Annotated in this window: 20 protein-coding genes; 15 read left to right on the top strand and 5 right to left on the bottom strand. The window is 64.1% G+C overall.

Features of this window, described 5'->3' with window-relative positions:
* Positions 1-127 precede the first annotated feature (127 nt).
* The 3 genes from SR858_RS02945 to SR858_RS02955 all read left to right on the top strand — a co-directional run bounded on the left by SR858_RS02945 (position 128) and on the right by SR858_RS02955 (position 1804).
* Entirely contained in the window at positions 128-652 is a 525-nt protein-coding gene (locus tag SR858_RS02945) for a methylated-DNA--[protein]-cysteine S-methyltransferase (protein WP_322534354.1), read from the top strand.
* Positions 628-1539 (top strand): site-specific tyrosine recombinase XerD, encoded by a 912-nt coding sequence (gene xerD, locus SR858_RS02950; RefSeq protein ID WP_019924599.1) that lies wholly within the window; start codon positions 628-630, stop codon positions 1537-1539. Before SR858_RS02945 ends, xerD begins: the two co-directional genes overlap by 25 nt.
* Before the next feature lie 64 nt (positions 1540-1603).
* The gene (locus SR858_RS02955) at positions 1604-1804 is read left to right on the top strand and encodes a hypothetical protein (protein WP_019924598.1); all 201 of its coding nucleotides are present in this window, start codon (positions 1604-1606) and stop codon (positions 1802-1804) included.
* 7 nt (positions 1805-1811) lie between these two features.
* On the opposite strand, the gene SR858_RS02960 is transcribed toward SR858_RS02955, so the two are convergent.
* Positions 1812-4925, bottom strand: coding sequence for an efflux RND transporter permease subunit (locus SR858_RS02960; RefSeq protein ID WP_019924597.1), 3114 nt, complete (start codon positions 4923-4925; stop codon positions 1812-1814).
* Positions 4926-4928: 3 nt separating this feature from the next.
* Positions 4929-6158 carry an efflux RND transporter periplasmic adaptor subunit gene (locus SR858_RS02965; RefSeq protein WP_019924596.1) on the bottom strand — a complete coding sequence of 410 codons (1230 nt, stop codon included), beginning with the start codon at positions 6156-6158 and terminating at the stop codon, positions 4929-4931.
* A gap of 248 nt (positions 6159-6406) precedes the next feature.
* On the opposite strand from SR858_RS02965, the gene SR858_RS02970 reads away from it, so the two are divergent.
* The gene (locus SR858_RS02970) at positions 6407-8131 is read left to right on the top strand and encodes a putative bifunctional diguanylate cyclase/phosphodiesterase (protein WP_019924595.1); all 1725 of its coding nucleotides are present in this window, start codon (positions 6407-6409) and stop codon (positions 8129-8131) included.
* Here SR858_RS02970 and SR858_RS02975 read toward each other — a convergent pair.
* Positions 8128-9129: an endonuclease/exonuclease/phosphatase family protein gene (locus tag SR858_RS02975; RefSeq protein ID WP_026637789.1), complete on the bottom strand. Its 1002-nt coding sequence runs from the start codon at positions 9127-9129 to the stop codon at positions 8128-8130. The two genes, SR858_RS02970 and SR858_RS02975, sit on opposite strands and share 4 nt — an antisense overlap.
* A 58-nt stretch (positions 9130-9187) precedes the next feature.
* Between SR858_RS02975 and ybaK the strand changes: the two genes are divergently transcribed.
* The 8 genes from ybaK to SR858_RS03015 all read left to right on the top strand — a co-directional run bounded on the left by ybaK (position 9188) and on the right by SR858_RS03015 (position 14855).
* Positions 9188-9679: a Cys-tRNA(Pro) deacylase gene (gene ybaK, locus SR858_RS02980; RefSeq protein ID WP_019924593.1), complete on the top strand. Its 492-nt coding sequence runs from the start codon at positions 9188-9190 to the stop codon at positions 9677-9679.
* A gap of 54 nt (positions 9680-9733) precedes the next feature.
* Positions 9734-10360: a glycerol-3-phosphate 1-O-acyltransferase PlsY gene (plsY, locus tag SR858_RS02985; RefSeq protein ID WP_026637788.1), complete on the top strand. Its 627-nt coding sequence runs from the start codon at positions 9734-9736 to the stop codon at positions 10358-10360.
* Positions 10361-10432: 72 nt separating this feature from the next.
* A complete protein-coding gene (locus SR858_RS02990) occupies positions 10433-11080 on the top strand; it encodes a DsbA family oxidoreductase (RefSeq protein WP_019924591.1) in 648 nt (215 codons plus the stop codon).
* Positions 11081-11153: 73 nt separating this feature from the next.
* Positions 11154-12215, top strand: a complete 1062-nt coding sequence (locus SR858_RS02995) for a GGDEF domain-containing protein (protein ID WP_019924590.1) — start codon at positions 11154-11156, stop codon at positions 12213-12215.
* Positions 12216-12231: 16 nt separating this feature from the next.
* Positions 12232-12522, top strand: a complete 291-nt coding sequence (locus SR858_RS03000; protein WP_019924589.1) for a DUF427 domain-containing protein — start codon at positions 12232-12234, stop codon at positions 12520-12522.
* A 4-nt stretch (positions 12523-12526) separates the two neighbouring features.
* A complete protein-coding gene (locus SR858_RS03005; protein ID WP_019924588.1) occupies positions 12527-13261 on the top strand; it encodes an AAA family ATPase in 735 nt (244 codons plus the stop codon).
* A gap of 3 nt (positions 13262-13264) precedes the next feature.
* On the top strand, positions 13265-14503 hold the full coding sequence (locus SR858_RS03010; RefSeq protein ID WP_019924587.1) for a metal-dependent hydrolase: 1239 nt from the start codon (positions 13265-13267) through the stop codon (positions 14501-14503).
* Positions 14504-14669: 166 nt separating this feature from the next.
* The gene (locus tag SR858_RS03015; protein WP_019924586.1) at positions 14670-14855 is read left to right on the top strand and encodes a hypothetical protein; all 186 of its coding nucleotides are present in this window, start codon (positions 14670-14672) and stop codon (positions 14853-14855) included.
* A gap of 10 nt (positions 14856-14865) precedes the next feature.
* On the opposite strand, the gene tsaD is transcribed toward SR858_RS03015, so the two are convergent.
* Positions 14866-15906: a tRNA (adenosine(37)-N6)-threonylcarbamoyltransferase complex transferase subunit TsaD gene (gene tsaD / locus SR858_RS03020; RefSeq protein ID WP_019924585.1), complete on the bottom strand. Its 1041-nt coding sequence runs from the start codon at positions 15904-15906 to the stop codon at positions 14866-14868.
* A gap of 219 nt (positions 15907-16125) precedes the next feature.
* Here tsaD and SR858_RS03025 point away from each other — a divergent pair, with 219 nt between their 5' ends.
* A complete protein-coding gene (locus SR858_RS03025; RefSeq protein ID WP_051120403.1) occupies positions 16126-16440 on the top strand; it encodes a Rieske (2Fe-2S) protein in 315 nt (104 codons plus the stop codon).
* 136 nt (positions 16441-16576) lie between these two features.
* On the opposite strand, the gene SR858_RS03030 is transcribed toward SR858_RS03025, so the two are convergent.
* Positions 16577-17635, bottom strand: a complete 1059-nt coding sequence (locus SR858_RS03030; protein WP_019924583.1) for a 3-deoxy-7-phosphoheptulonate synthase — start codon at positions 17633-17635, stop codon at positions 16577-16579.
* Between the two features lie 111 nt (positions 17636-17746).
* Between SR858_RS03030 and ybiB the strand changes: the two genes are divergently transcribed.
* Both ybiB and SR858_RS03040 read left to right on the top strand, forming a co-directional pair.
* A complete protein-coding gene (ybiB, locus tag SR858_RS03035; RefSeq protein ID WP_019924582.1) occupies positions 17747-18730 on the top strand; it encodes a DNA-binding protein YbiB in 984 nt (327 codons plus the stop codon).
* A 242-nt stretch (positions 18731-18972) separates the two neighbouring features.
* The gene (locus SR858_RS03040) at positions 18973-20178 is read left to right on the top strand and encodes a BaiN/RdsA family NAD(P)/FAD-dependent oxidoreductase (protein WP_019924581.1); all 1206 of its coding nucleotides are present in this window, start codon (positions 18973-18975) and stop codon (positions 20176-20178) included.
* The last annotated feature ends 42 nt before the right edge of the window (positions 20179-20220 follow it).

The raw sequence follows: 20220 nt of genomic DNA on the forward strand, positions 1-20220 counted from the left end.
GCTGCCGACGCCGCAAACCGCGCACCGCAGGTCGTCCCCTCTCCCTTTCGTGTAGTAAATGCGCAACATCTTGGTGCATCGGCACAACAGACTGCGACCCTTTTTGGTGCATTTGGATAGAAAAACTGTGACGAAAATACTACAAGTGTATGAAAATTTTTCGGCTGTGCTGGCCCTGCCATTTGGCAAACTGGGCATTCGCACCGTGGCGGGGCAGATTACCGAGCTGTGCTATTTGCCGCCCCATGTCGAGGCAAAGGCGCCCACCGACGCACCCGCCCGCCTGGCCGGCGAGCAATTGCAGCGCTATTGCGCCGACCCGTCCTTTGTCTTCGACCTGCCGCTGCGCCCGGCCGGCACCGACTTCCAGCGCAAGGTGTGGGACGCCATCAGCTCGATTCCGGCCGGCAGCATGCGCACGTACGGCGAGCTGGCCAGGCACGTCGGCTCCGCGCCGCGCGCGGTAGGCCAGGCCTGCGGCGCCAACTGGTTTCCGGTGGTAATCCCGTGCCACCGGGTGACCGCTGCCGGCGGCCTGGGCGGCTTTTCCAATAGCGACGACCCCAACGGCTACCTGCTGGGCATCAAGCGCTGGCTGCTGGCGCACGAAGGATCGAGCGAATACGCATGGCAACAAACAACCCTGATCTGATCGACGAGTTCTGCGACAGCCTGTGGCTCGAGGATGGCTTGTCGAAGAACACGCTCGACGCCTACCGGCGCGACATGCGCCTGTTTGCCACCTGGCTGCAATCGCAGCGGCCCCATCTGGCCGGGGCCAGCCTGCTGGCCGTGGCCGGGCACGATATCGAAGCGTACCTGGCGGCGCGCCATGCCGACAGCGGCAAGGCGACGTCGTCCAACCGCCGGCTGTCGGTGATCAAGCGTTTTTACCAGATGCTGGTGCAGCGGCGCCGGCTGACGGACGATCCCAGCCTCAAGCTCGCGTCTGCCAAACAGCCGCAGCGCTTCGTCCACACCTTGAGCGAAATTCAAGTGGAGGCGCTGCTGGGCGCCCCCGACCTGACCACGCCGCTGGGCCTGCGCGACCGCACCATGCTGGAACTGATGTATGCGAGCGGCTTGCGGGTGTCCGAGCTGGTCGAGCTGAAAATGCTCGAACTGAGCATGAACGACGGCGCGCTGCGCATTACCGGTAAAGGCGCCAAGACGCGGCTGGTGCCGTTCGGCCAGCAGGCGCGGGTGTGGATCGAGCGGTATGTGAAGGACGCGCGTGGCGTCATCCTCAACGGCCAGGTCGATGACGCGCTGTTCGTCACCGGGCGCGGCGGCGCCATGACGCGCCAGATGTTCTGGGTGCTAATCAAAAAACACGCGCTCAAGGCCGGGATTACCGTGCCGCTGTCGCCGCACACCTTGCGCCATGCGTTTGCCACGCACTTGCTCAACCACGGCGCCGACCTGCGCGTGGTGCAGTTGTTGCTCGGCCATTCAGACATTTCCACCACACAGATTTACACCCATGTAGCCCGTGAGCGACTGAAGTTGCTGCATGCGGCGCATCATCCTCGCGGCTGAATTACTTGCGTTTGGCTCAAGTGCGTCATAATGTGGTCAGATGACTCACTAGAAGAGGTAGCAAATGGCAAAGACAAACTATTCGTACGAAAAACGTCAGCGAGAACTGGAAAAGAAGAAGAAGGCTGACGAGAAGGCGCGCCGCAAGGCCGAGCTGAAAAATTCGGGCCAGGAAGAGGGTAGCGAAGGCGCCGAAGGCGCTGACGAAGACGGCGATGCAGACGAAGCGGGCGCCGAGCCTGCCGACCCGGCGCCCAAAGAATAGTTTTAATTCACTCCACCGCCTGCAATGCGGGCGCCGGCGCATCCGCGTGCTGGCGCCGCTTGAAGTACCGCACGCAGCGCTTGCCCAGGTTATCGAGGTAGGTGTACGCCACCGGTACTACCACCAGGGTCAGGATGGTGGACGTGATCACCCCGCCGATCACGGCGCGTCCCATCGGCGCCTGCGTTTCGCCGCCTTCCCCCATGCCGATTGCCATCGGTAACATGCCAAACACCATCGCCAGGGTCGTCATCACGATCGGCCGCAGCCTTACCTGGCCGGCGCGCATGATGGCCTCGAACTGCCCCATGCCTTCCTTTTGCGCCTGGTTGGTAAAGTCCACCAGCAAGATCGCGTTCTTGGTCACCAGGCCCATCAGCATGATGAAACCGATCACCGAGAAGATGTTGAGCGTGCTGCCCGTGACCAGCAGCGCCACCAGCACGCCGATCAGCGAGAGCGGCAGCGACATCATGATCGCCACCGGTTGCAAAAAGCTGCCGAACTGCGACGCCAGCACCAGGTAGATGAAGATCACGGCAATGCCCAGCGCTACCATGGCCGAGGTCATACTTTCCTGCATTTCCTGGGCATTGCCGCCGACGTCGAAGCGCACGCCGTCGGGCAATACGATGCTGTCGATGGCCTGCTTGATATCGCTGTCGATGTCGCCGCCGGGGCGACCCTGGGTGTTGGCGTAAATCGCCACGCGGCGTTGCAGCGCCTGGCGCTTGAGTACCTGCGGGCTGAACGCCGGCACGAAGTCCACCACCTGGCGCAGCGGCACCATCAGCGGCGCGCCGTCCGGCCCCAGCTTGCTTGACGCCAGCGACAGGTCGGCCAGGTCGGCCACGGTCTGCCGGCCCGATTTTGGCAACTGCACATTGACTTCGTAGTTCTGGCCGTCGGCAGCGAGGAAGTGGCTGGTGGTGTCGCCGGCGACGAACGGGCGCAGCGCCATGCCGATCTGCTGCACGGTCAGACCGAGGTCGCTGGCCAGTTCGTTGTTGATCTTGATGTTGGTGGACGGATTGGCGCCTTCCTGGCTGTATTCGAGGTCCACCACGCCACGGATGGCGCGCATCTTGTCCATCAACTGGTGGGCTACCTTGTCGAGCTTGGCCTCGTCGGTGCCGAGGATGGCGATGAAGATCGGCTTCCAGCCCACCGACATGGTGATGCCGGCGATTTTACTTAACCGCTCGCGGATGCGGCGCTCCATCTCCTTTTGCGACGGCCGCTGGTGGTGCGCACGGTCGAGCAGCTTCATGTCGATCTGCGCCGTGTTGCGGCCGTCCTGCGTGCCCACCACGGCGGTCACGCTGGCAATTTCCGGAAACGCCTTCAGGGCCGCTTCCACCTGCTGCACCTTGTTGTCCGTGTATTGCAGGCTGGAGCCAACCGGGGTTTTCATCTGCAGGTTGACCCAGCCGTTGTCCTGCTCCGGCATCATCTCGCCGCCGATCATCGGCACCAGCAGCAGGCTGCCGGCAAACAGCGCCACGGCGGCCGCCAGCGTGAGCTTGCGCCAGCGCAGCGCGACCGCCAGCACCTTGCCATACACCACGTGCAGCTTATCGACGCCACCCTCGAGCCAGTGCATCAGGCGGCCGAGCCACGGCGCATATTTGAAGCGGTCCTTGACCGGGTCGGGCCACACCGACGAGAGCATCGGGTCCAGCGTAAAGCTGACGAACAGCGACACCAGCACGGCCACCGCCACCGTGATGCCGAACTGCAGGAAGAAGCGGCCGATAATGCCCTGCATGAACGCCACCGGGATGAACACGGCTACGATGGCAAACGTGGTGGCCATGACGGCCAGGCCGATCTCGTTGGTGCCGTCCGCCGCTGCCTTGTGGTGGTTCTTGCCCATCCCGAGGTGGCGCACGATGTTCTCGCGCACCACGATGGCGTCGTCGATCAAGAGGCCAATGCACAGCGACAGCGCCATCAGCGTGAGCATATTGAGCGTGAAGCCGAAGAACTTCATGGCGATGAAGCTGGCCAGCACGGAAATGGGCAAGGTCAGCCCGGTGATGATGGTCGAGCGCCACGAGTGCAGGAAGAAGAACACGATCACCATGGTCAGCACCGCGCCTTCGACGATGGTGCGCTTGACGTTGTCGAGCTGGGCCTGCACCTTCACCGATTCGTCGTTGAGGATGGTGAGGGTGATGTCGCTAGGGAGCGTCTGGCGCAACTCAAACGCCACTTTCTGGATGCGCTGGCCCACGTCCACCACGTTGGCGTCCTGCACCTTGGTGATGTCGAGGATGACGGCGCGCTGGCCATTCAGGCGCGAGATCGACATTTCTTCCTGGGCGCCATCGACCACGGTAGCCACCTGCTCCAGGTACACGGGGCCGTTGGCGCGGCGCGCCACGATGATCTTGTTGAATTCGCGCGCCTGCTTCATCTTGCCTTCCACCCGCACCAGGCGCTCGTCGGCGCCCAGGCTGATCGAGCCGGCCGGCAGGTTGGCGTTGGTGGCGGTGATCGCGTTGATCACTTCATCGACGCCGATCGCCTGCGCGGTCATGTCGGCCGGGCGCAGGTTGACCAGGATCTGGCGCGCAGCCATGCCGTTGAGCCGCACCTGGCCCACGCCGGCCACGCCCTGGAAGCGCTTGCCGATGATCTGGTCGGCCATGGTCGATAAATCGCGCAGGCTGTGGGCGCTGGCGGTGAGGCCGATCTGCGCCACCGGCCGGCTGTTTTCACCTGCGAAGCGGACGATGAACGGATCCTTGGCCTCGCGCGGGAAGCGCGGGCGCACCATGGCCACCTTGTCGCGGATGTCCTGCATGGCCTTGTCCATATTGGTGGACAGTTCGAACTCTACGTACACGGCGCCGCGGCCTTCCCACGAGTTGGCGCGCAGGGTCTTGATGCCGCTGACGGTGTTGACCGACTCTTCGATGGGTCGGGTGATGTCGTTCTCGACCGCCTCGGGCGAGGCGCCCGGGTAGTTCACTTCGATCATGGCGCCGGGAATTTCAACGTTGGGCATCGCTTCCATGCCCAGCTCGCGGTACGAGAACAGGCCCAGTACCATCAACGCCACCATGACCATGGTGGCAAACACCGGGTGGCCGATGCTGATTTTGGTGATCCACATGGCTCAGCCTTTCTTCGGCTGGGACGCTGCTGCCGTTGCCGCAGCCGCAGTGGAGGCAGCTTCAGCAGGCAAGCTGACCTGCGCACCCGGTTTCAGGGCAGGCAGTTTTGAAACGATGACCCGCGCGCCATCTTGCAGCCCGGCCACCACCTGCGCCGTACCTTCGTCGTCGTTGCGCAGGCCCAGCGTGACCGGCTGCGCCACCACCTTGCCGTCATCGACGCGGTACACGACCTGGCGGCCGTGATCGTCGCGCAGCGCGGCCAGCGGCACTACCGGCGCCACGTCGGCGCGGTCGGTGACGATGGCGCCCTTGGCGAACATGCCGGCCCGCAAGGCCGCATCAACGTTGCGCACGGCGATATACACGAGCAGCGCGCGCGAGCCGGCCTCGGTGGACGGGTTGATGCGCGCCACCTTGCCGGTGAATTCGCGCTGCTGGTAGCCATCGACGCGGAAGCGCACGTCCTGGCCCACGCGCACGCGCGGAATTTCCGAGGCCGGCACCTGTGCCTCGAGCGTCAGTTCGGCCAGGTTGACGATGCTGAACACCGGCATGTCGGGCGCCAGCTTTTCGCCGGCCTGCACGTGGCGCTTGCTGACCACGCCGGCAATCGGCGCCCGGATCACGCCGTCCTCGAGCGCGATGCGGGCGATCTCGACCATCGCCTGCGCCGATTTGACGGCAGCGCGCGCCAGTTCCACGCTGTTCTGGGTGGAATCGTAGGCGTTTTGCGAGATGTATTTCTGCGCCAGCAGCGCGCCGCTGTTGGCTTCGTTCTTGGTGGCCATCGCCAGCCGGGCCTGGGCCTCGTCGAGTTGTGCATGCTGCTGTTGCAGCCGCGCGCGCAGGTCGGCCTGGTCGATGCGCGCGAGCACCTGGCCGGCAGCCACCGCCATGCCTTCCTGCACCGTGGTCGCTTGCACCACGCCGGAGACCTTGGACTTGATGGTGGCCGATGAAAGGGGCGCCAGCGAGCCGGACAAGGGCAAGCTGAGCGCCAGTGATCGGGCGGAAATGGCGGCCACGTCGGCGCTGCCGAGTTCCAGTACCGGCGGCTTTTCCGCCACCTTGGTGGCCGAAGCCGGCGTGGCAGGCGCCGGCGCACGCTGCAGGGCAAACCAGGCGCCGCCGGCCAGCACGGCCACGACGGCGGCTGCCAGTACCGGCTTGCGCCATGCATGGTCGCGGGCAGGGTGGAGGGGAATCGGGTGCGGGGCGGTCATGGTCATGGCGTTCTTCTGTTTTGTTGTCCGGTGCGCGGGTTTCGCATGCTGGCACTGTAGTCATTTGCAAGGGCGCAAACGACCGCCATGCGACAGGTGGCGCAAAACCATGGCTGAACTGCACAAAACTGCGCCTGAACGCCATCGAACGCGATAAAAAGCATGCGAGCGCGATTGAGGGAGGTCAAACGCGGCCGTTTGATGTAGCGCAAGAATGGCCTAGGCCCGGCAGGGCGCCTTTTGAAAGGTTACCCATGTGGCCCCACCTGGCGGTGTATCAGCACACCAGCGACGCGCTGGCCGTGATCGATGGCGAACGTTTTGTCGATGTCAATCCCGGCGCGCTGCGCATGTTCGGCTGCGCCGCGCCGGCGCTCATGCTCGGCTACCGGCTGGCCGATTTTTCGCCGCTGCAGCAGGTAAGCGGTGTGCTGTCGGCACCGATTCTCACTGCGCTGGGCTGGCGTGCGCGCCAGTCTGGCAACCTGCGTTTCGACTGGCGCTGCGTGGGTCGCGACGGCCGCGAGTTCTGGGTCGATATCATGCTCACCAGCGTGGCCCACGATGGCCGGCAACTGCTGTGCGCAGTCATGCGCGAGACCACCGCGCGCCACCACGAGCAGGCGGCGATCTACCTGGCGCTGATGGCCGGGGTGGCCGTGCGCAGCCGTTTCGACGCTCGCGCCCGCCACCTGGCCGAGCACGATTTTCTGACCGGCCTGCCCAGCCGCGTGCTGCTGCGCGACCGCCTGCGCCAGGCGCTGGCGGCGGCCCGCCGCAATGGCCGCCTGGTGGCGCTGCTGTTCATCGACCTCGACCGCTTCAAGGGCATCAACGACGCGCTGGGCCACCAGGTCGGCGACCTGCTGCTGCGCGAGGCGGCGGCGCGCCTGGTGCGCTGCGTGCGCAGCGTCGATACCGTGAGCCGCCAGGGCGGCGACGAGTTCGTGGTGGTGCTGGCCGACATCGGCGCCATCGACCAGGCCGCGCACGTGGCCGCCACCATACGCCAGGCCATGGCCCGCGAGTTTCGCATCGAGTCGCACCGGCTGCACGTCAGCGCCTCGATCGGCATCGCCATCTTTCCCGCCGACGCCGACGACATCGACACCCTGCTGCAACACGCCGACCTGGCCATGTACCACGCCAAAACCAATGGTCGCGACGGCTTCGAGTTCTTCAGCCCCGACATGAACCGCCAGATCCACCAGCGCGCCGCGCTCGAAGACGAACTGCGCCAGGCCCTGGCGCAGGACCAGTTCATGCTGGCATACGATGCGCAAATCGATTTCGCCAGCGGCGAACCGCTGGCGGCCGAGGCGCTGCTGCGCTGGCGCCACCCGGAGCGCGGCCTGCTGCTGCCCGAAGATTTCCTCGACGTGGCCGAGGGCGCCGGGCTGATGGTGCCGATCGGCGACTGGGTGCTGGCGCGGGCTTGCCGGGACGCGGCGCGCTGGCGCGACGCCGGCCAGCCGCTGGTGGTGGCGGTTAACCTGTCGCGCACGCAATTCATGCAAAAGAACCTGGCCCACAAGGTGGCTGCCACGTTGTCGGCCGCGCAATTGCCGCCGCACTTGCTGGAACTGGAATTGACCGAAGCGGTGCTCATGCACCACGACGGCAACGCCCGCGCCACGCTGGCGGCACTGGCTGCGCTCGGGGTGCGGCTGGCGCTGGATGACTTCGGTACCGGGTACAGCCGGGTAGGGCAGTTGCGCGACTATGCGCTGAGCAAGCTGAAGATCGATTTATCGTTTGTCAGCGGCGGCGTGGATGGCGACGTCGCGCAGGCGGCCGTGGTCACGGCCATCATTGCCATCGCCCACAGCCTGGGACTGACGGTGCTGGCCGAGGGCGTGGAGAGCGCTGCGCAATTCGAATTCTTGCGCCGCCAGGGGTGCGACCAGTACCAGGGGCGGTATGCGCGCGCGAACGGGCAGTTCGACGGCCTCGATGGGTTGCTCGATGGATCAGATTAATGGCGTTCGCTCCGGTCGAACAAGCGCATCCGCACCAGCACCTGCCCATGATCGGACGCTTCCGGCTTGTCCTGCAACAGGTGGTCGTTCAGGTACGTCACATCGAGCACCTCGCCTACCGCGTTCGGTGACGCGGGATTGAATTCTTCCGACACCAGCACGTGGTCGATGGTGGTGTAGTGCCCCTCGTGGATGTGGGTGTAACCGACATGGCGCAGGCGGTCGCGGCCCAGCTGGATCTGGTTGCTGTCGAACAGGCGGCCGCTCAGTTCCTCGCCGGCCACGCCGGCGCAGCCGGAACCCATCACGATGGTGGTGGTGACCGCTTCGATGGTGTCGTTGAAGTCGCCGAGGATGATGCGCGGGCGGCGGCCGTCGCGGTCCATGGCCGACAGCAGCGCGCGCAGGGCGACCGCTTCGGTGCCGCGCCGGATCAGCGAGCGCAGGTTGGCCTGGGCGTACAGCAGCGCGGAGTTGTCCATTCCTTCGCTGCTGTCGCCATGGCGGTAGTCGGGCCGCTTGGATTTTAAATGGATCACCAGCACATCGACGATGCGCTCGTCGGGCAGCACCACCTGGGCGTGCAGCGGCGCACGGGCGAAGCGGTCGAGATCGGGATGGCCGTCGGGCAGGGTGGCGCCATCCGGAAACACCATGTAGGCGGTGGCGGGGCCGGCCAGCGGCAGGCGCGAGATCAGCGCCACCTGGGGCGTCAGGCGTGGTTCGCCGGTGACAGGGTCGGGCGCGGGGTCGAAGCCGCACAGCGTGGCATCGCGGTAGCGGCTGCTGTGGGCGAGCACGTCGCGCAGCGCGGCCATCGAAAAAATCTCCTGCAAGCCGATCACGTCGGCATTGAGCTGGTCGAGCTGCTGCGCCGTCCACAGCACTTTGGCCGCGTATTCGTCCGGCGTGAGGGGCGCCAGATTGTCGTACAATTTCGCCCCGGGCTGGGAAAGATTGCAAACGTTGAAAGTGGCAAAGCGGATTTCCTGCGGCATAATAAGAAACTCCCAGTCGAACTCGTTCACAAACTGACGCAAAAACAGCGTATCACGCATGGCTAAAAAAGAGCACATTTCAGAGACCCCGGCCACCCAGCTGCTGCGCAAGCACAAGGTGGTGTTTTCCGAACATCCTTACGACTACGAGGACCACGGCGGCACCAGCGTATCGTCGCGCGCGCTCGGGGTCGATGAGCACCACGTGGTCAAGACCCTGGTCATGCAGGACGAGGCCGCCAAGCCAATGATCGTGCTCATGCATGGCGACTGCAAGGTATCGACCAAGAACCTGGCGCGCGGCATCGGCTGCAAGTCGGTCGAACCGTGCAAACCGGATGTTGCCACGCGCCACAGCGGCTACCAGATCGGCGGCACCTCGCCGTTCGGCACCCGCAAGGCCATGCCCGTGTATGTCGAGGATAGCATTCTTGCGCTGGAAACAATTTATATCAATGGTGGCAGGAGGGGTTACCTGGTCGGCATCGCGCCGCAGGTGTTGACCCAACTCCTGCAAGCCAAGCCCGTGCACTGCGCACTGGCTGAATAAAACACGCTGGTGTATATTCCGCATCCCCCGAGGGAAGCTTAACTAGAGGAAACAATGAATACAGTTTGGATGACCGTGGCCGCCTACCTGCTCGGCTCGATCTCATTTGCGGTGATCACCAGTAAATTGTTCGGTATCGCCGACCCGCGCACCTATGGGTCGAAAAACCCCGGCGCCACCAATGTGTTGCGTAGTGGTAATAAATCAGCTGCCATCGTTACCCTGATCGGCGACGGCGCCAAGGGCTGGCTGGCCGTGTGGCTGGCAATGCGCTACCAGCAGCAATTGCAGGTGGGCGACACCACCATCGCCCTGGTGGCGATCGCGGTATTCCTCGGCCACCTGTGGCCGGTGTTCTTTCGTTTCGTCGGTGGCAAGGGCGTGGCCACTGCGCTGGGCGTGCTGCTGGGCCTTGATCCCTGGCTGGGCCTGGCCACCCTGGCGACCTGGCTGGTGATCGCGTTCGCGTTCCGTTACTCGTCGCTGGCGGCGCTGGTGGCCGCCCTGTTCGCGCCGTTCTACTATGGCTTGCTGTTTGGCGTCGAGCCGCAACTGCTGGCCGTGTTTGTCATGAGCGGCTTGCTGATCTTCCGTCATAGCAAAAATATCGGCAACCTGATGGCTGGCAAGGAAAGCCGTATCGGCAGCAAGAGCAAGGCTGCAGCAAAGGCAGGAAAATAATCGCTGATTGGCGGTTGATTCCGCCAATGACAGCCCCATCTGTCATAAATCACGTTTTGCAAAGGCCGCGCCATGTCCAGTTCCATCAAGATCGATTTCGTTTCCGACGTCTCCTGCCCATGGTGCGCCATCGGCCTGAAGTCCCTGCAACAGGCAGTCGATAACATCGGCGATGCCGCGCAGATCGACCTGCATTTCCAGCCGTTCGAACTCAATCCCAAGATGGCACCGGAAGGCCAGGACATCGGCGAGCACCTGAGCGAAAAATACGGTTCGTCCCCCGAGCAGCAGGAACAGGCGCGCGCCATGATCCGCTCGCGCGGCGCCGAGGTGGGCTTCGATTTCGCGATGGACAAGCGCAGCCGCATCTACAACACCTTCGACGCCCACCGCCTGCTGCATTGGGCCGGCCTGGAAGGCAAGCAGACCGACCTCAAGCTGGCGCTGCTGGGCGCCTACTTTACCGATGGCGAAGACCCGAGCTCGCACGACGTGCTGGTCCGCGTGGCCGCCGGCGTGGGCCTCGATCGCGAAGGCGCGCTGGCCGTGCTGCAATCCGACCAGTTTGCCGACGAAGTGCGCGAGCGCGAGCAGTTCTTCCAGCGCCACGGCATCAACTCGGTACCGGCCGTGATCATCAACGAGCAATACCTGATTTCGGGCGGCCAGCCTGCTGCCGTGTTCGAACGGGCGCTGCGCGAAATTATCGCCAAGGCTTGACGCCGATACGTAGGGACCCCGGGGCACGGCTTTTGCTTTAAACTTAACGTCTATGCCGTTCCCGAGGATCCCCATGCAGTCCGCAGAACATGTCACGCCGCCTGCCACCGCCCGCCCGGTGGTCGATAATTTCCGTCTGGCTGCGCTGCATCGCTATCACATCCTCGATACCCCCGCCTGCGAGGATTTCAGTTTCCTTACCGAGCTGGCAGCGCGCCTGTGCAACGTCCCGTATGCCTTCGTTTCGCTGGTCGATGCCGACCGCGTGTGGGTGAAAGCCTGCACCGGCATGCAACTGGGGCAATTGCCACGCACCGACAGTTATTGCTCGCTGGCCGTGCTGGGCGCGCCCGACCTTGAAATCCCCGACCTGCTGCTCGATGCGCGCACCGCCCATCTGCCGCTGACCGTCACCGCGCCGTTCATGCGCCGTTACAGCAGCGTGGCGCTGATGTCGTCTGATGGTTTTGCCATCGGCGCGCTGTGCGTGCTCGATACCAGGCCCGGTTGCCTTGACCGCGAACAGCGCGCCATGCTGGGCAAGCTGGCGCGCCAGGTGATGGCGCTGATCGAATTGCGCGCCAGCGAAAAGACGCTGGCCGCCACCGTGCGCGAACTGGAGCAACTGGCCACCACCGACGAGCTGACCGGCCTGCACAACCGCCGCTCGCTGCTGCACCGGCTGCGCTTCGAGACCGCGCGCGCCCGGCGGTTCCGGGCGCCGGTGTCGGCGGTGATGATCGATCTCGACTACTTCAAGCGTATCAATGATGAATTCGGCCACGCGGCCGGCGACCAGGTACTGGCTGCCATCGGCCAGCTGGTGCGTGATCACGTGCGCGTGATCGACATTGCCGGGCGCTACGGCGGCGAGGAGCTGTGCGTGGTGCTGCCCAACACGCCGCTCGACGGCGCGCTGCATTTTGCCGAGTCGCTGCGATTGCGCATTGCCGCACAGACGCACGAAATCGGTCCGCGCATGCTGGCAGTAACGGCCAGCCTGGGCGTGGGCACGTTCGACCACCTCGATGTGACCGACGCCGAAAGCTTGCTGCGCCAGGCTGACGCCGCGCTGTACCGTGCCAAGCGGGGCGGGCGCAACCGCGTCGAAGGCCCCTCCACCGAGCGTCTTTGAATCTAAAGGAATCGCCATGCCCACCGCAACCCTGAACGGCGTCGTCATCGCGCAAGCGGCCGACGACGAAGTCGTGATCGTCGAAAACAACGTCTATTTCCCGCGCCACGCGGTCAATCCCGACTACCTGCAACCGAGCAACCACACCTCGCGCTGCCCGTGGAAGGGCCTGGCCAACTACTACACGGTGTCTGCCGACGGTGAAACCAGCGAGAACGCCGCCTGGTACTACCCGGCGCCGTTCGAGGCGGCAAAAGAGATCCAGGACCGCATCGCCTTCTGGCGTGGCGTGGAAGTACAGCGCTAGATCCATGGCGCTCGCGGCCAAACCGTACTTGCAGCGGATCACGGCGCTGTTTGGCGCCGACGTCGATTGGGACAGCCATCCGTACAGCGTGCCAGCCGTGCGGGCGCTCGAATCCATCGATTTTCATGCCGACGTGACGTTTTTTATTGGCGAGAACGGCGCCGGCAAGTCCACCGTGCTCGAGGCAATTGCGCTGGCGCTGGGCTTTTCGATGGAAGGCGGCACTCGCAGCGTTCGCCTCAATTCGGCCGGCGCCGTTGCGCCGCTGCACCAGGCGCTGCGCCTGGCCAAGAGCTACAAGACGCCGAAGGATGGCTATTTCTTCCGGGCCGAGAGTTTCCATAATATCGCCACCTACATGGACGAAGTGGGGTATCTCGGAAGTTACGGCGGCCGTTCGCTGCACGCGCAATCGCACGGCGAATCGTTCATGGCCGTGCTGCTCAACAAGTTCAAGGGCAAGGGCCTGTACTTGCTCGATGAACCCGAGGCGGCGCTGTCCCCCAACCGCCAACTCGCTGCGCTGCGCGTGATCCACCAGCTGGTGCAGGACCAGTCGCAATTCATCATCGCCACCCATTCGCCGATCCTGCTGGCGTACCCCAATGCCAAGATCCTGTTGTTCGACGGCACCGGGATGAGCGAGGTGGCGTACGAAGACACCGAACACTACGCTATCACGCGTGATTTTCTCAACCACTACCCGCGCCGGCTCGAGCAGCTGTTCGCCCCCGACTGATCCATGGATAACCTTACCCACAGCATCATCGGCTTCGGCGCCGGTGAATTGATACATCGTAGTCTGCCACGAGAGGTCGAGGATCGCGCCCAGCAGGTGCGCCACCGCCTGCTGCTGGTGGCGTGCGCCCTGGCCAGCAATTTCCCCGACCTCGACCTGGTGCTCAACAACCTGTTGCCGCCACCGCTGGGCTACCTGCTGCATCATCGCGGACACACCCACACGGCCTTGCTGGCGATTCCGCAGGCGCTGTTGTTGGCGGCGCTGATCTGGCTGCTGTGGCCGTCGGCGCGAACGTTGCTCAAGGCCAGCACCACCGCACGCTGGGGCCTGGCGGCCAGCATTGCGCTCGGTTTTGCGCTGCACCTGGCGATGGATTTCACCAATTCGTATGGCGTGCACCCGTGGTATCCGTTCGATGGCCGCTGGGTGTATGGCGACATGGTATTCATCATCGAGCCGTTGTTCTGGGTGGCGATCGGGGTGCCGATGGCGCTGATCATGCGCTGGCGCACCGCCCGTTGGCTGGCACTGGCCGGTCTGCTGGCGGCGCTGGTGATGTTTGCTGTTAAAGGTTACCTGGGCTGGATCGCGCTGGCGATCCTGCTCAAGGTGGCGGTGCTGTGCGGTGCCGTGCAGACGCGCTCGGGCCGCGACAGCCGCGCTGGCGTGGCGCTGGGGCTGGCGATCGGCATCGGCTTTATCGCGGTGCAGGGCGTGGCTTCGCACCTGGGCCGGGCGCAGATCGCGGCGGCCTTGCAGCAGGTCGATCCGGCATCGAAGGTGCTGGACGTGGTGATGACGGCGTTTCCGTCGCAGCCGCTGTGCTGGGCATATGTAAGCGTGGAGAGCAACGAGGCGGCCGGCACGTATCGCCTGCGGCGCGGCATTGCCAGCCTGGCGCCGCAGTGGGTCGCCCCATTATCGTGCTCGGCCGGTTTGGTCGAGCATGGCCCGGCGATGGCGCTGGCGCCCGGCGTTGCCCAGTTCGGCATGGAGCAGGACGACCTGGGACGGTTGCGCACGCTCAGCGTCGATAACTGCCGCGTCAATGCCTGGCTGCGCTTCGGCCGCGCACCGGCGCTAGATGGCGAAGGTGACGCCTTGTCCGACTACCGCTTCGCCATGACGCCGCGCGGCAACTTCACCACCATGCCAGTGGCGTCGACGGAACCTTGTCCGACCGGTGTGCCGGGCTGGGGTTATCCACGCGCCGACCTGCTGCACGGTGCTGCCAAATAGGTCGGAGCGCACCACTTTGGACCTTAATGTGTCATAACGTGTGGTATCGGAACCACAATCCTGCTTAGAATGGTGCGGTGGGGGCAGTAACCCCTGATTCTTCTTGGCACAACAATTGCAGTGCCCCTCAGAAAGGAAGATTATCGAACTTAACAGGGAGGACGTTATGAATGTAATCGAAGACAAACCAAAATCGCACGCCGTGCACGAGTCCGCAGCCGATGAACATCGCCTGCGCAGCGAGCGCATTGCCGCCCGTGGCGTGCACCTCGGCAAGGGCAAGGTGCGTTACCTGATCCCGCTGGTCGGTCTGGCGGTACTGGCCTCGATGGCCTTCGCGTCCGGCTCGTAACCGCCGGGCGTTACACGACCTTGATATCGTCCAGCGGCCAGCGCGGACGCACGTTGAAGCTGTAGTCGCGCTGGGCGGCGTCGGGGTTGATCATCAGCCGCATGGCGCCTGCAAAAGCGATCATGGCGCCGTTGTCGGTGCAAAACTCCAGTTCCGGGTAATACACCTTGAACTTCTTCTTGGCGGCTGCCGCGTTCAGCGACGCGCGCAACTGCGCGTTGGCGCCCACGCCGCCGGCAATCACCAGCCGTTTCAAGCCCGTGTGCTTGAGTGCCGAGATGCACTTGGCGGTCAGCACCTCCACGATCGCATCGACAAAGCCACGCGCGATATTGGCCTTGTCCTGCTCGCAAATATTGGCGACTACCTTCTCTTCGTGGTTTTTCACCACCGTCAGCACCGCCGTTTTCAGGCCGGAAAAGCTGAAATTGAAGTCCTTGGTGTGCAGCATCGGACGTGGCAGCTTGTACGCTGCCGGGTCGCCGAACTCGGCCAGGCGCGAGATGGCCGGGCCGCCCGGGTAACCAAGGCCCAGCAGCTTGGCCGACTTGTCGAACGCTTCGCCGGCGGCATCGTCGAGGGTTTCGCCCAGCAGCGTGTACTGGCCCACGCCATCGACGCGCATCAGCTGCGTATGGCCGCCCGACACCAGCAGCGCAATAAACGGAAACTCCGGCGGCTGCGACGCCAGCAACGGCGAGAGCAGGTGGCCTTCCAGGTGATGCACGCCCAGCACCGGGCGATCCAGCGCCAGGCCCAGGCTGCACGCCACCGACGATCCTACCAGCAGCGCACCGGCCAGGCCGGGGCCCTGGGTGTAGGCGATGGCGTCGATATCGGCCAGCGACTTGCCGGCGCCTTCCAGGGTTTGCGTCAGCAGCGGAATGGCGCGGCGGATATGGTCGCGCGACGCCAGCTCGGGCACCACGCCGCCGTATTCCTCGTGCATGGCCACCTGCGAATACAGGGCATGCGACAACAGGCCGTGCTCGGTATCGTAGAGCGCCAGGCCGGTTTCGTCACAGGAGGATTCAACACCGAGAACAATCATGGAAGGGCTGCAAAGGTAAGGAGAAGTCCGCCATTGTAAAGGAAAGTGCGTTGCCCGACCGTGGGCCGTTGCACCACCGGTTGCACCACCCGGGCCCGCGACCGCACTGGCGCAGGGAGAAATTTTGCCATTTGGTCAGGATTGTGCGGCGTTTTGCAGTGTTTGCCTGTGGCACCGGTTTTGCTTAGTAAAAGCACGGATTGACTGCGGGAGGCGAAGATGTCGGGACAATGGAAACAGGTGTGCAAACTCAAGGACGTGCCGCTGGACGGCGCGCGCATCGTGCCGCGCGGCCTGGCGTGGCAGGAGCTGCCGGGCGTGGCGTTGTTCCGCACCGACGAGGAAAGCGTGTTTGCGGTGCTGGAAACGGCCAACGTGGAGCCACGCCAGAGCAACGCCCGCCGCTATTCCGTCAAGATCGAGGATTTCAAGGTCTATCTCGACCTGGCCGAACTGAGCGCGCCAGCCAGCAAGGCGGAAGCGGCGCTGGCCGGCTCCTTTGGCGTCGCCACGCGCGTGATGGCGTTCGGCTGAAAAACAGGCGGCCTGCAACGCATGGCGCGCCGCAGGCCGATGAGCCATCATTGCGCAGCGGTGGCAATCCAATTCGCAGGACGTTAAACCGTCATTGTGCAGCGGCGCCCGGCCGTGCAAGCCGGCCATCCAATGTTTACGGACGCTGCAGCAACTGCTTATGCGCATCGCGCAACATGGTTTCCGTGGTGTCCCAGTCGATGCAGCCATCGGTGACCGAGCAACCATAGGTCAGCTGGCTCAGATCGGCCGGAATCTTCTGGTTGCCGCCCACGATATTCGATTCGATCATCACGCCGACCAGCGACTTGTTGCCTTGCACGATCTGGTGGATGACATCGGCCATCACCAGCGGTTGCAGTTCCGGCTTTTTATAGCTGTTGGCGTGCGAACAATCGACCACCAGGTTGGCTGGCAGCTTGGCCTTGGCCAGCGATTGCTCGGCAATCGCGATCGATACCGAGTCGTAGTTCGGACGGCCGTCGCCGCCACGCAGCACCACGTGGCCGTAGGCGTTGCCGCGCGTGCGCACGATCGCCACATTGCCTTGCGCGTTAATGCCGAGGAACGAGTGCGGGTGCGCCGACGACAGGATGGCGTTGATTGCAATGCTGATGTCGCCATCGGTGCCGTTCTTGAAGCCGACCGGCGTGGACAGGCCCGACGACATCTCGCGGTGGGTTTGCGACTCGGTGGTGCGCGCACCGATGGCGGTCCAGGCGATCAGGTCGCCCAGGTATTGCGGCGAGATCGGGTCCAGCGCTTCGGTGGCGGTGGGCAGGCCCAGTTCGCACACGTCGAGCAGGAACTGGCGCGCTTTTTCCATGCCCTCGTTGACGCGGAACGAATCGTCCATGTCGGGGTCGTTGATATAACCCTTCCAGCCGGTGGTGGTGCGCGGCTTTTCGAAATACACGCGCATGACCAGCAGCATGGTGTCGGCCACTTCCGCTTGCAGCGCTTTCAGGCGGCGCGCGTAGTCGAGGCCGGCGACCGGGTCGTGGATCGAGCAGGGGCCAACCACCACGAACAGGCGTTTGTCTTCGCGGTCGATAATGTTGCGCAGGGCTTCGCGGCCCTTCATCACGGTCTCGGACGCGCTGTCGGTGAGCGGCAGCTTGCTGTGCAAGACTTCTGGCGACGGCATCGGCGCGAACGAGGTAACGTTGATATTTTCGATATCTGGGGAAATCATGGCTTTTTGCGTGAATTTTATTCGGGGGAGGTATAGTGTAGCCGAAGTAAACAATACTGACCTCGTCAGCAGGGTTTTTTCGCCACAGCCAAATTCTTCCAGTAGAAGCTTATGACGACATCCGAACCATTCCTGGCCGCCCGACTCATCAAGGAGATCGGCCGCGGCAAAAACGGCGCCCGCAGCATGTCGCGCGACGACGCCCACGATCTTTATCAGGCCATGCTCGATGGCCGCGTCTCCGACCTCGAGCTCGGCGGCATCCTGCTGTCGATGCGCATCAAGGGCGAATCGATCGAGGAAATCGCCGGCTTTCTCGACGCCGCCGAAGGCTCGTTCGAACCATTGACGGCGCCGCCGGGTCAGTTTGCCCCGATATGCATTCCCAGCTACAACGGCGCGCGCAAGATGGCGAATTTGACGCCGCTGCTGGCCATGCTGCTGGCGCGCGAAGGCGTGCCGGTGCTGGTGCATGGCGTGGCCACCGACCCCGGCCGCGTCACCTCGGCCGAAGTGTTTGCCGCGCTCGACATCACGCCCGCGCGCCACCGGGCCGAGGCGGAAGAAGCGATGGCCCAGGGCCACGTGGCGTTCATTACCATCGATGCGCTGGCGCCCAAGCTGGCGTACCAGCTGTCGCTGCGCCGCCGGCTAGGCGTGCGCAACTCCACCCACACGCTGGTGAAAATCATGCAGCCGTTCGTGGGGCCGGCGTTGCGGCTGGTGTCGTACACCCATCCCGAATACCTGGAAATGCTCGGTGAATATTTCACGACCTCGGCCCTGCACGAGCGCGGCGACGCGTTCCTGATGCGCGGCACCGAGGGCGAGACGGTGGCCAACGCCAACAAGGCGCAGCAGATCGACTGGTTCCACGGCGGCCTGCGCAGCACGCTGGTGCCCAAGCAGACCCAAGTGATCGAACTGCCGCTGCTGCCGGAAGAAAAAGACGCCGCTACCACGGCCGCCTGGATTGAGGCAGTGTTGAAAGGCGACGTGCCGGTACCGGCCTCGATTGCCGAACAGGTGGCGCAATGCCTGCTGGTCTCGCGCACCTTGCAGTCGCGCCAGCGCGTGAGCGAGCCGATCGAGTAGCAAAAGGCGGGCAGGGCGGGGCACTGCTGTACAATCCCGGCCCCCCCCGGCTGAAATGTTGTTGGCCGTTATACCGTCATCCTCGCGTACGCGCGGATCCATGCTGAGCTGGCTACATAAGCGTTCTATGGATCCCCGCTTTCGCGAGGATGACGACTCGGCGGCTGATGGCTTACTGTGGATGGCTAGCGGTCGGCAACCCGCGTCTTTTTTCGCGGGCAACTTATTGGATTGGAACTGGCATGGCAAAGTTTGATGTAGCAGTAATCGGCGCGGGCGCCGCTGGCATGATGTGCGCGGCCACGGCCGCCCAGCGCGGCAAGCGCGTGGTGCTGATCGACCACGCCGGCAAGCTGGCCGAGAAAATCCGTATCTCGGGCGGCGGCCGCTGCAACTTCACCAACATCAATACCACGCCGGCCAACTTCCTGTCCGAGAACCCGCACTTCTGCAAGAGCGCGCTGTCGCGCTACACGCCAGCCGACTTCGTCGCGCTGGTGAAGAAACACCGGATCGGCTACCACGAAAAACATCGCGGCCAGCTGTTCTGTACCGAATCGGCCGAGCTGATCATCGAGATGCTCAAGGACGAGTGCGCCGCCGGCGACGTCCACTGGCGCATGCCGTGCAAGATCGCCAGCGTGGAGCACACCGATGGTGTCTACGTCCTCGAGACCGACACCGGCACCATCGAGGCGGACGCGCTGGTGATCGCCACCGGCGGCCTGTCGATCCCGAAAATCGGCGCGACCGATTTCAGCTACCGCATCGCCAGCCAGTTCGGCCTGCGCATGGTGGAGCCGCGTCCTGCGCTGGTGCCGCTGACGTTCGACCCGCAGGCGTGGGCGCCGTTTGCCGAACTGTCCGGCATTGCGCTCGAGGTGGAGGTGGCAACCGGGTCGTTGAAAGGCCGTAACCCGACCGGCGCGCGCTTCCGCGAAGATTTGCTGTTCACCCACCGCGGCCTGTCCGGTCCGGCCATCCTGCAGATTTCGAGCTACTGGATCCCGGGCACGCCGATTGTGATCGACCTGCTGCCGGGGATCGATGTGGCGGCGACGCTGATCGAAGGCAAGGGCACCATCAAGAAGCAGTTGGGCAATGTGTTGGCGCAGTGGTTGCCCACGCGCCTGGCCGAAGGCCTGCTGCTGGCGCACGGCTTTGCGCTCGACGCCCGCTTGGCCGATATGCAGGATGCCAAACTGCGCGAACTGGGCGCGGCGATCAACCAGTGGACCTTGAGCCCGAACGGTTCCGAAGGCTACCGCAAGGCGGAAGTGACGCGCGGCGGCATCGATACCCGCGACCTGTCGCAGCAGACCATGATGGCGACCAAGGTGCCGGGCCTGTATTTCATTGGCGAGGCGGTGGACGTGACCGGCTGGCTCGGTGGCTACAACTTCCAGTGGGCCTGGGCGTCTGGTGTGGCAGCAGGACAGGCAGTCTGATATACTGACCGTCTTGTTGTAACGGCGCAGGTGCAATGCTAT

Origin of the sequence: Duganella zoogloeoides (assembly GCF_034479515.1) — a bacterium.
In the GTDB taxonomy this organism is placed as follows: domain Bacteria; phylum Pseudomonadota; class Gammaproteobacteria; order Burkholderiales; family Burkholderiaceae_D; genus Rugamonas; species Rugamonas zoogloeoides.

Bases quoted from the DNA above. Each gene is read 5' to 3' on its own strand.
- SR858_RS03030 (WP_019924583.1), bottom strand. From the start codon at position 17,635: ATGATTTCCCCAGATATCGAAAATATCAACGTTACCTCGTTCGCGCCG.
- SR858_RS03040 (WP_019924581.1), top strand. From the start codon at position 18,973: ATGGCAAAGTTTGATGTAGCAGTAATCGGCGCGGGCGCCGCTGGCATG.
- SR858_RS02975 (WP_026637789.1), bottom strand. From the start codon at position 9,129: ATGCCGCAGGAAATCCGCTTTGCCACTTTCAACGTTTGCAATCTTTCC.
- xerD (WP_019924599.1), top strand. From the start codon at position 628: ATGGCAACAAACAACCCTGATCTGATCGACGAGTTCTGCGACAGCCTG.
- SR858_RS02990 (WP_019924591.1), top strand. From the start codon at position 10,433: ATGTCCAGTTCCATCAAGATCGATTTCGTTTCCGACGTCTCCTGCCCA.
- ybaK (WP_019924593.1), top strand. From the start codon at position 9,188: ATGGCTAAAAAAGAGCACATTTCAGAGACCCCGGCCACCCAGCTGCTG.
- SR858_RS02965 (WP_019924596.1), bottom strand. From the start codon at position 6,158: ATGACCATGACCGCCCCGCACCCGATTCCCCTCCACCCTGCCCGCGAC.
- tsaD (WP_019924585.1), bottom strand. From the start codon at position 15,906: ATGATTGTTCTCGGTGTTGAATCCTCCTGTGACGAAACCGGCCTGGCG.
- SR858_RS02970 (WP_019924595.1), top strand. From the start codon at position 6,407: ATGTGGCCCCACCTGGCGGTGTATCAGCACACCAGCGACGCGCTGGCC.
- SR858_RS03005 (WP_019924588.1), top strand. From the start codon at position 12,527: ATGGCGCTCGCGGCCAAACCGTACTTGCAGCGGATCACGGCGCTGTTT.
- SR858_RS02960 (WP_019924597.1), bottom strand. From the start codon at position 4,925: ATGTGGATCACCAAAATCAGCATCGGCCACCCGGTGTTTGCCACCATG.
- SR858_RS03015 (WP_019924586.1), top strand. From the start codon at position 14,670: ATGAATGTAATCGAAGACAAACCAAAATCGCACGCCGTGCACGAGTCC.
- SR858_RS02995 (WP_019924590.1), top strand. From the start codon at position 11,154: ATGCAGTCCGCAGAACATGTCACGCCGCCTGCCACCGCCCGCCCGGTG.
- SR858_RS03025 (WP_051120403.1), top strand. From the start codon at position 16,126: ATGTCGGGACAATGGAAACAGGTGTGCAAACTCAAGGACGTGCCGCTG.
- SR858_RS02955 (WP_019924598.1), top strand. From the start codon at position 1,604: ATGGCAAAGACAAACTATTCGTACGAAAAACGTCAGCGAGAACTGGAA.
- SR858_RS03000 (WP_019924589.1), top strand. From the start codon at position 12,232: ATGCCCACCGCAACCCTGAACGGCGTCGTCATCGCGCAAGCGGCCGAC.
- SR858_RS03010 (WP_019924587.1), top strand. From the start codon at position 13,265: ATGGATAACCTTACCCACAGCATCATCGGCTTCGGCGCCGGTGAATTG.
- ybiB (WP_019924582.1), top strand. From the start codon at position 17,747: ATGACGACATCCGAACCATTCCTGGCCGCCCGACTCATCAAGGAGATC.
- plsY (WP_026637788.1), top strand. From the start codon at position 9,734: ATGAATACAGTTTGGATGACCGTGGCCGCCTACCTGCTCGGCTCGATC.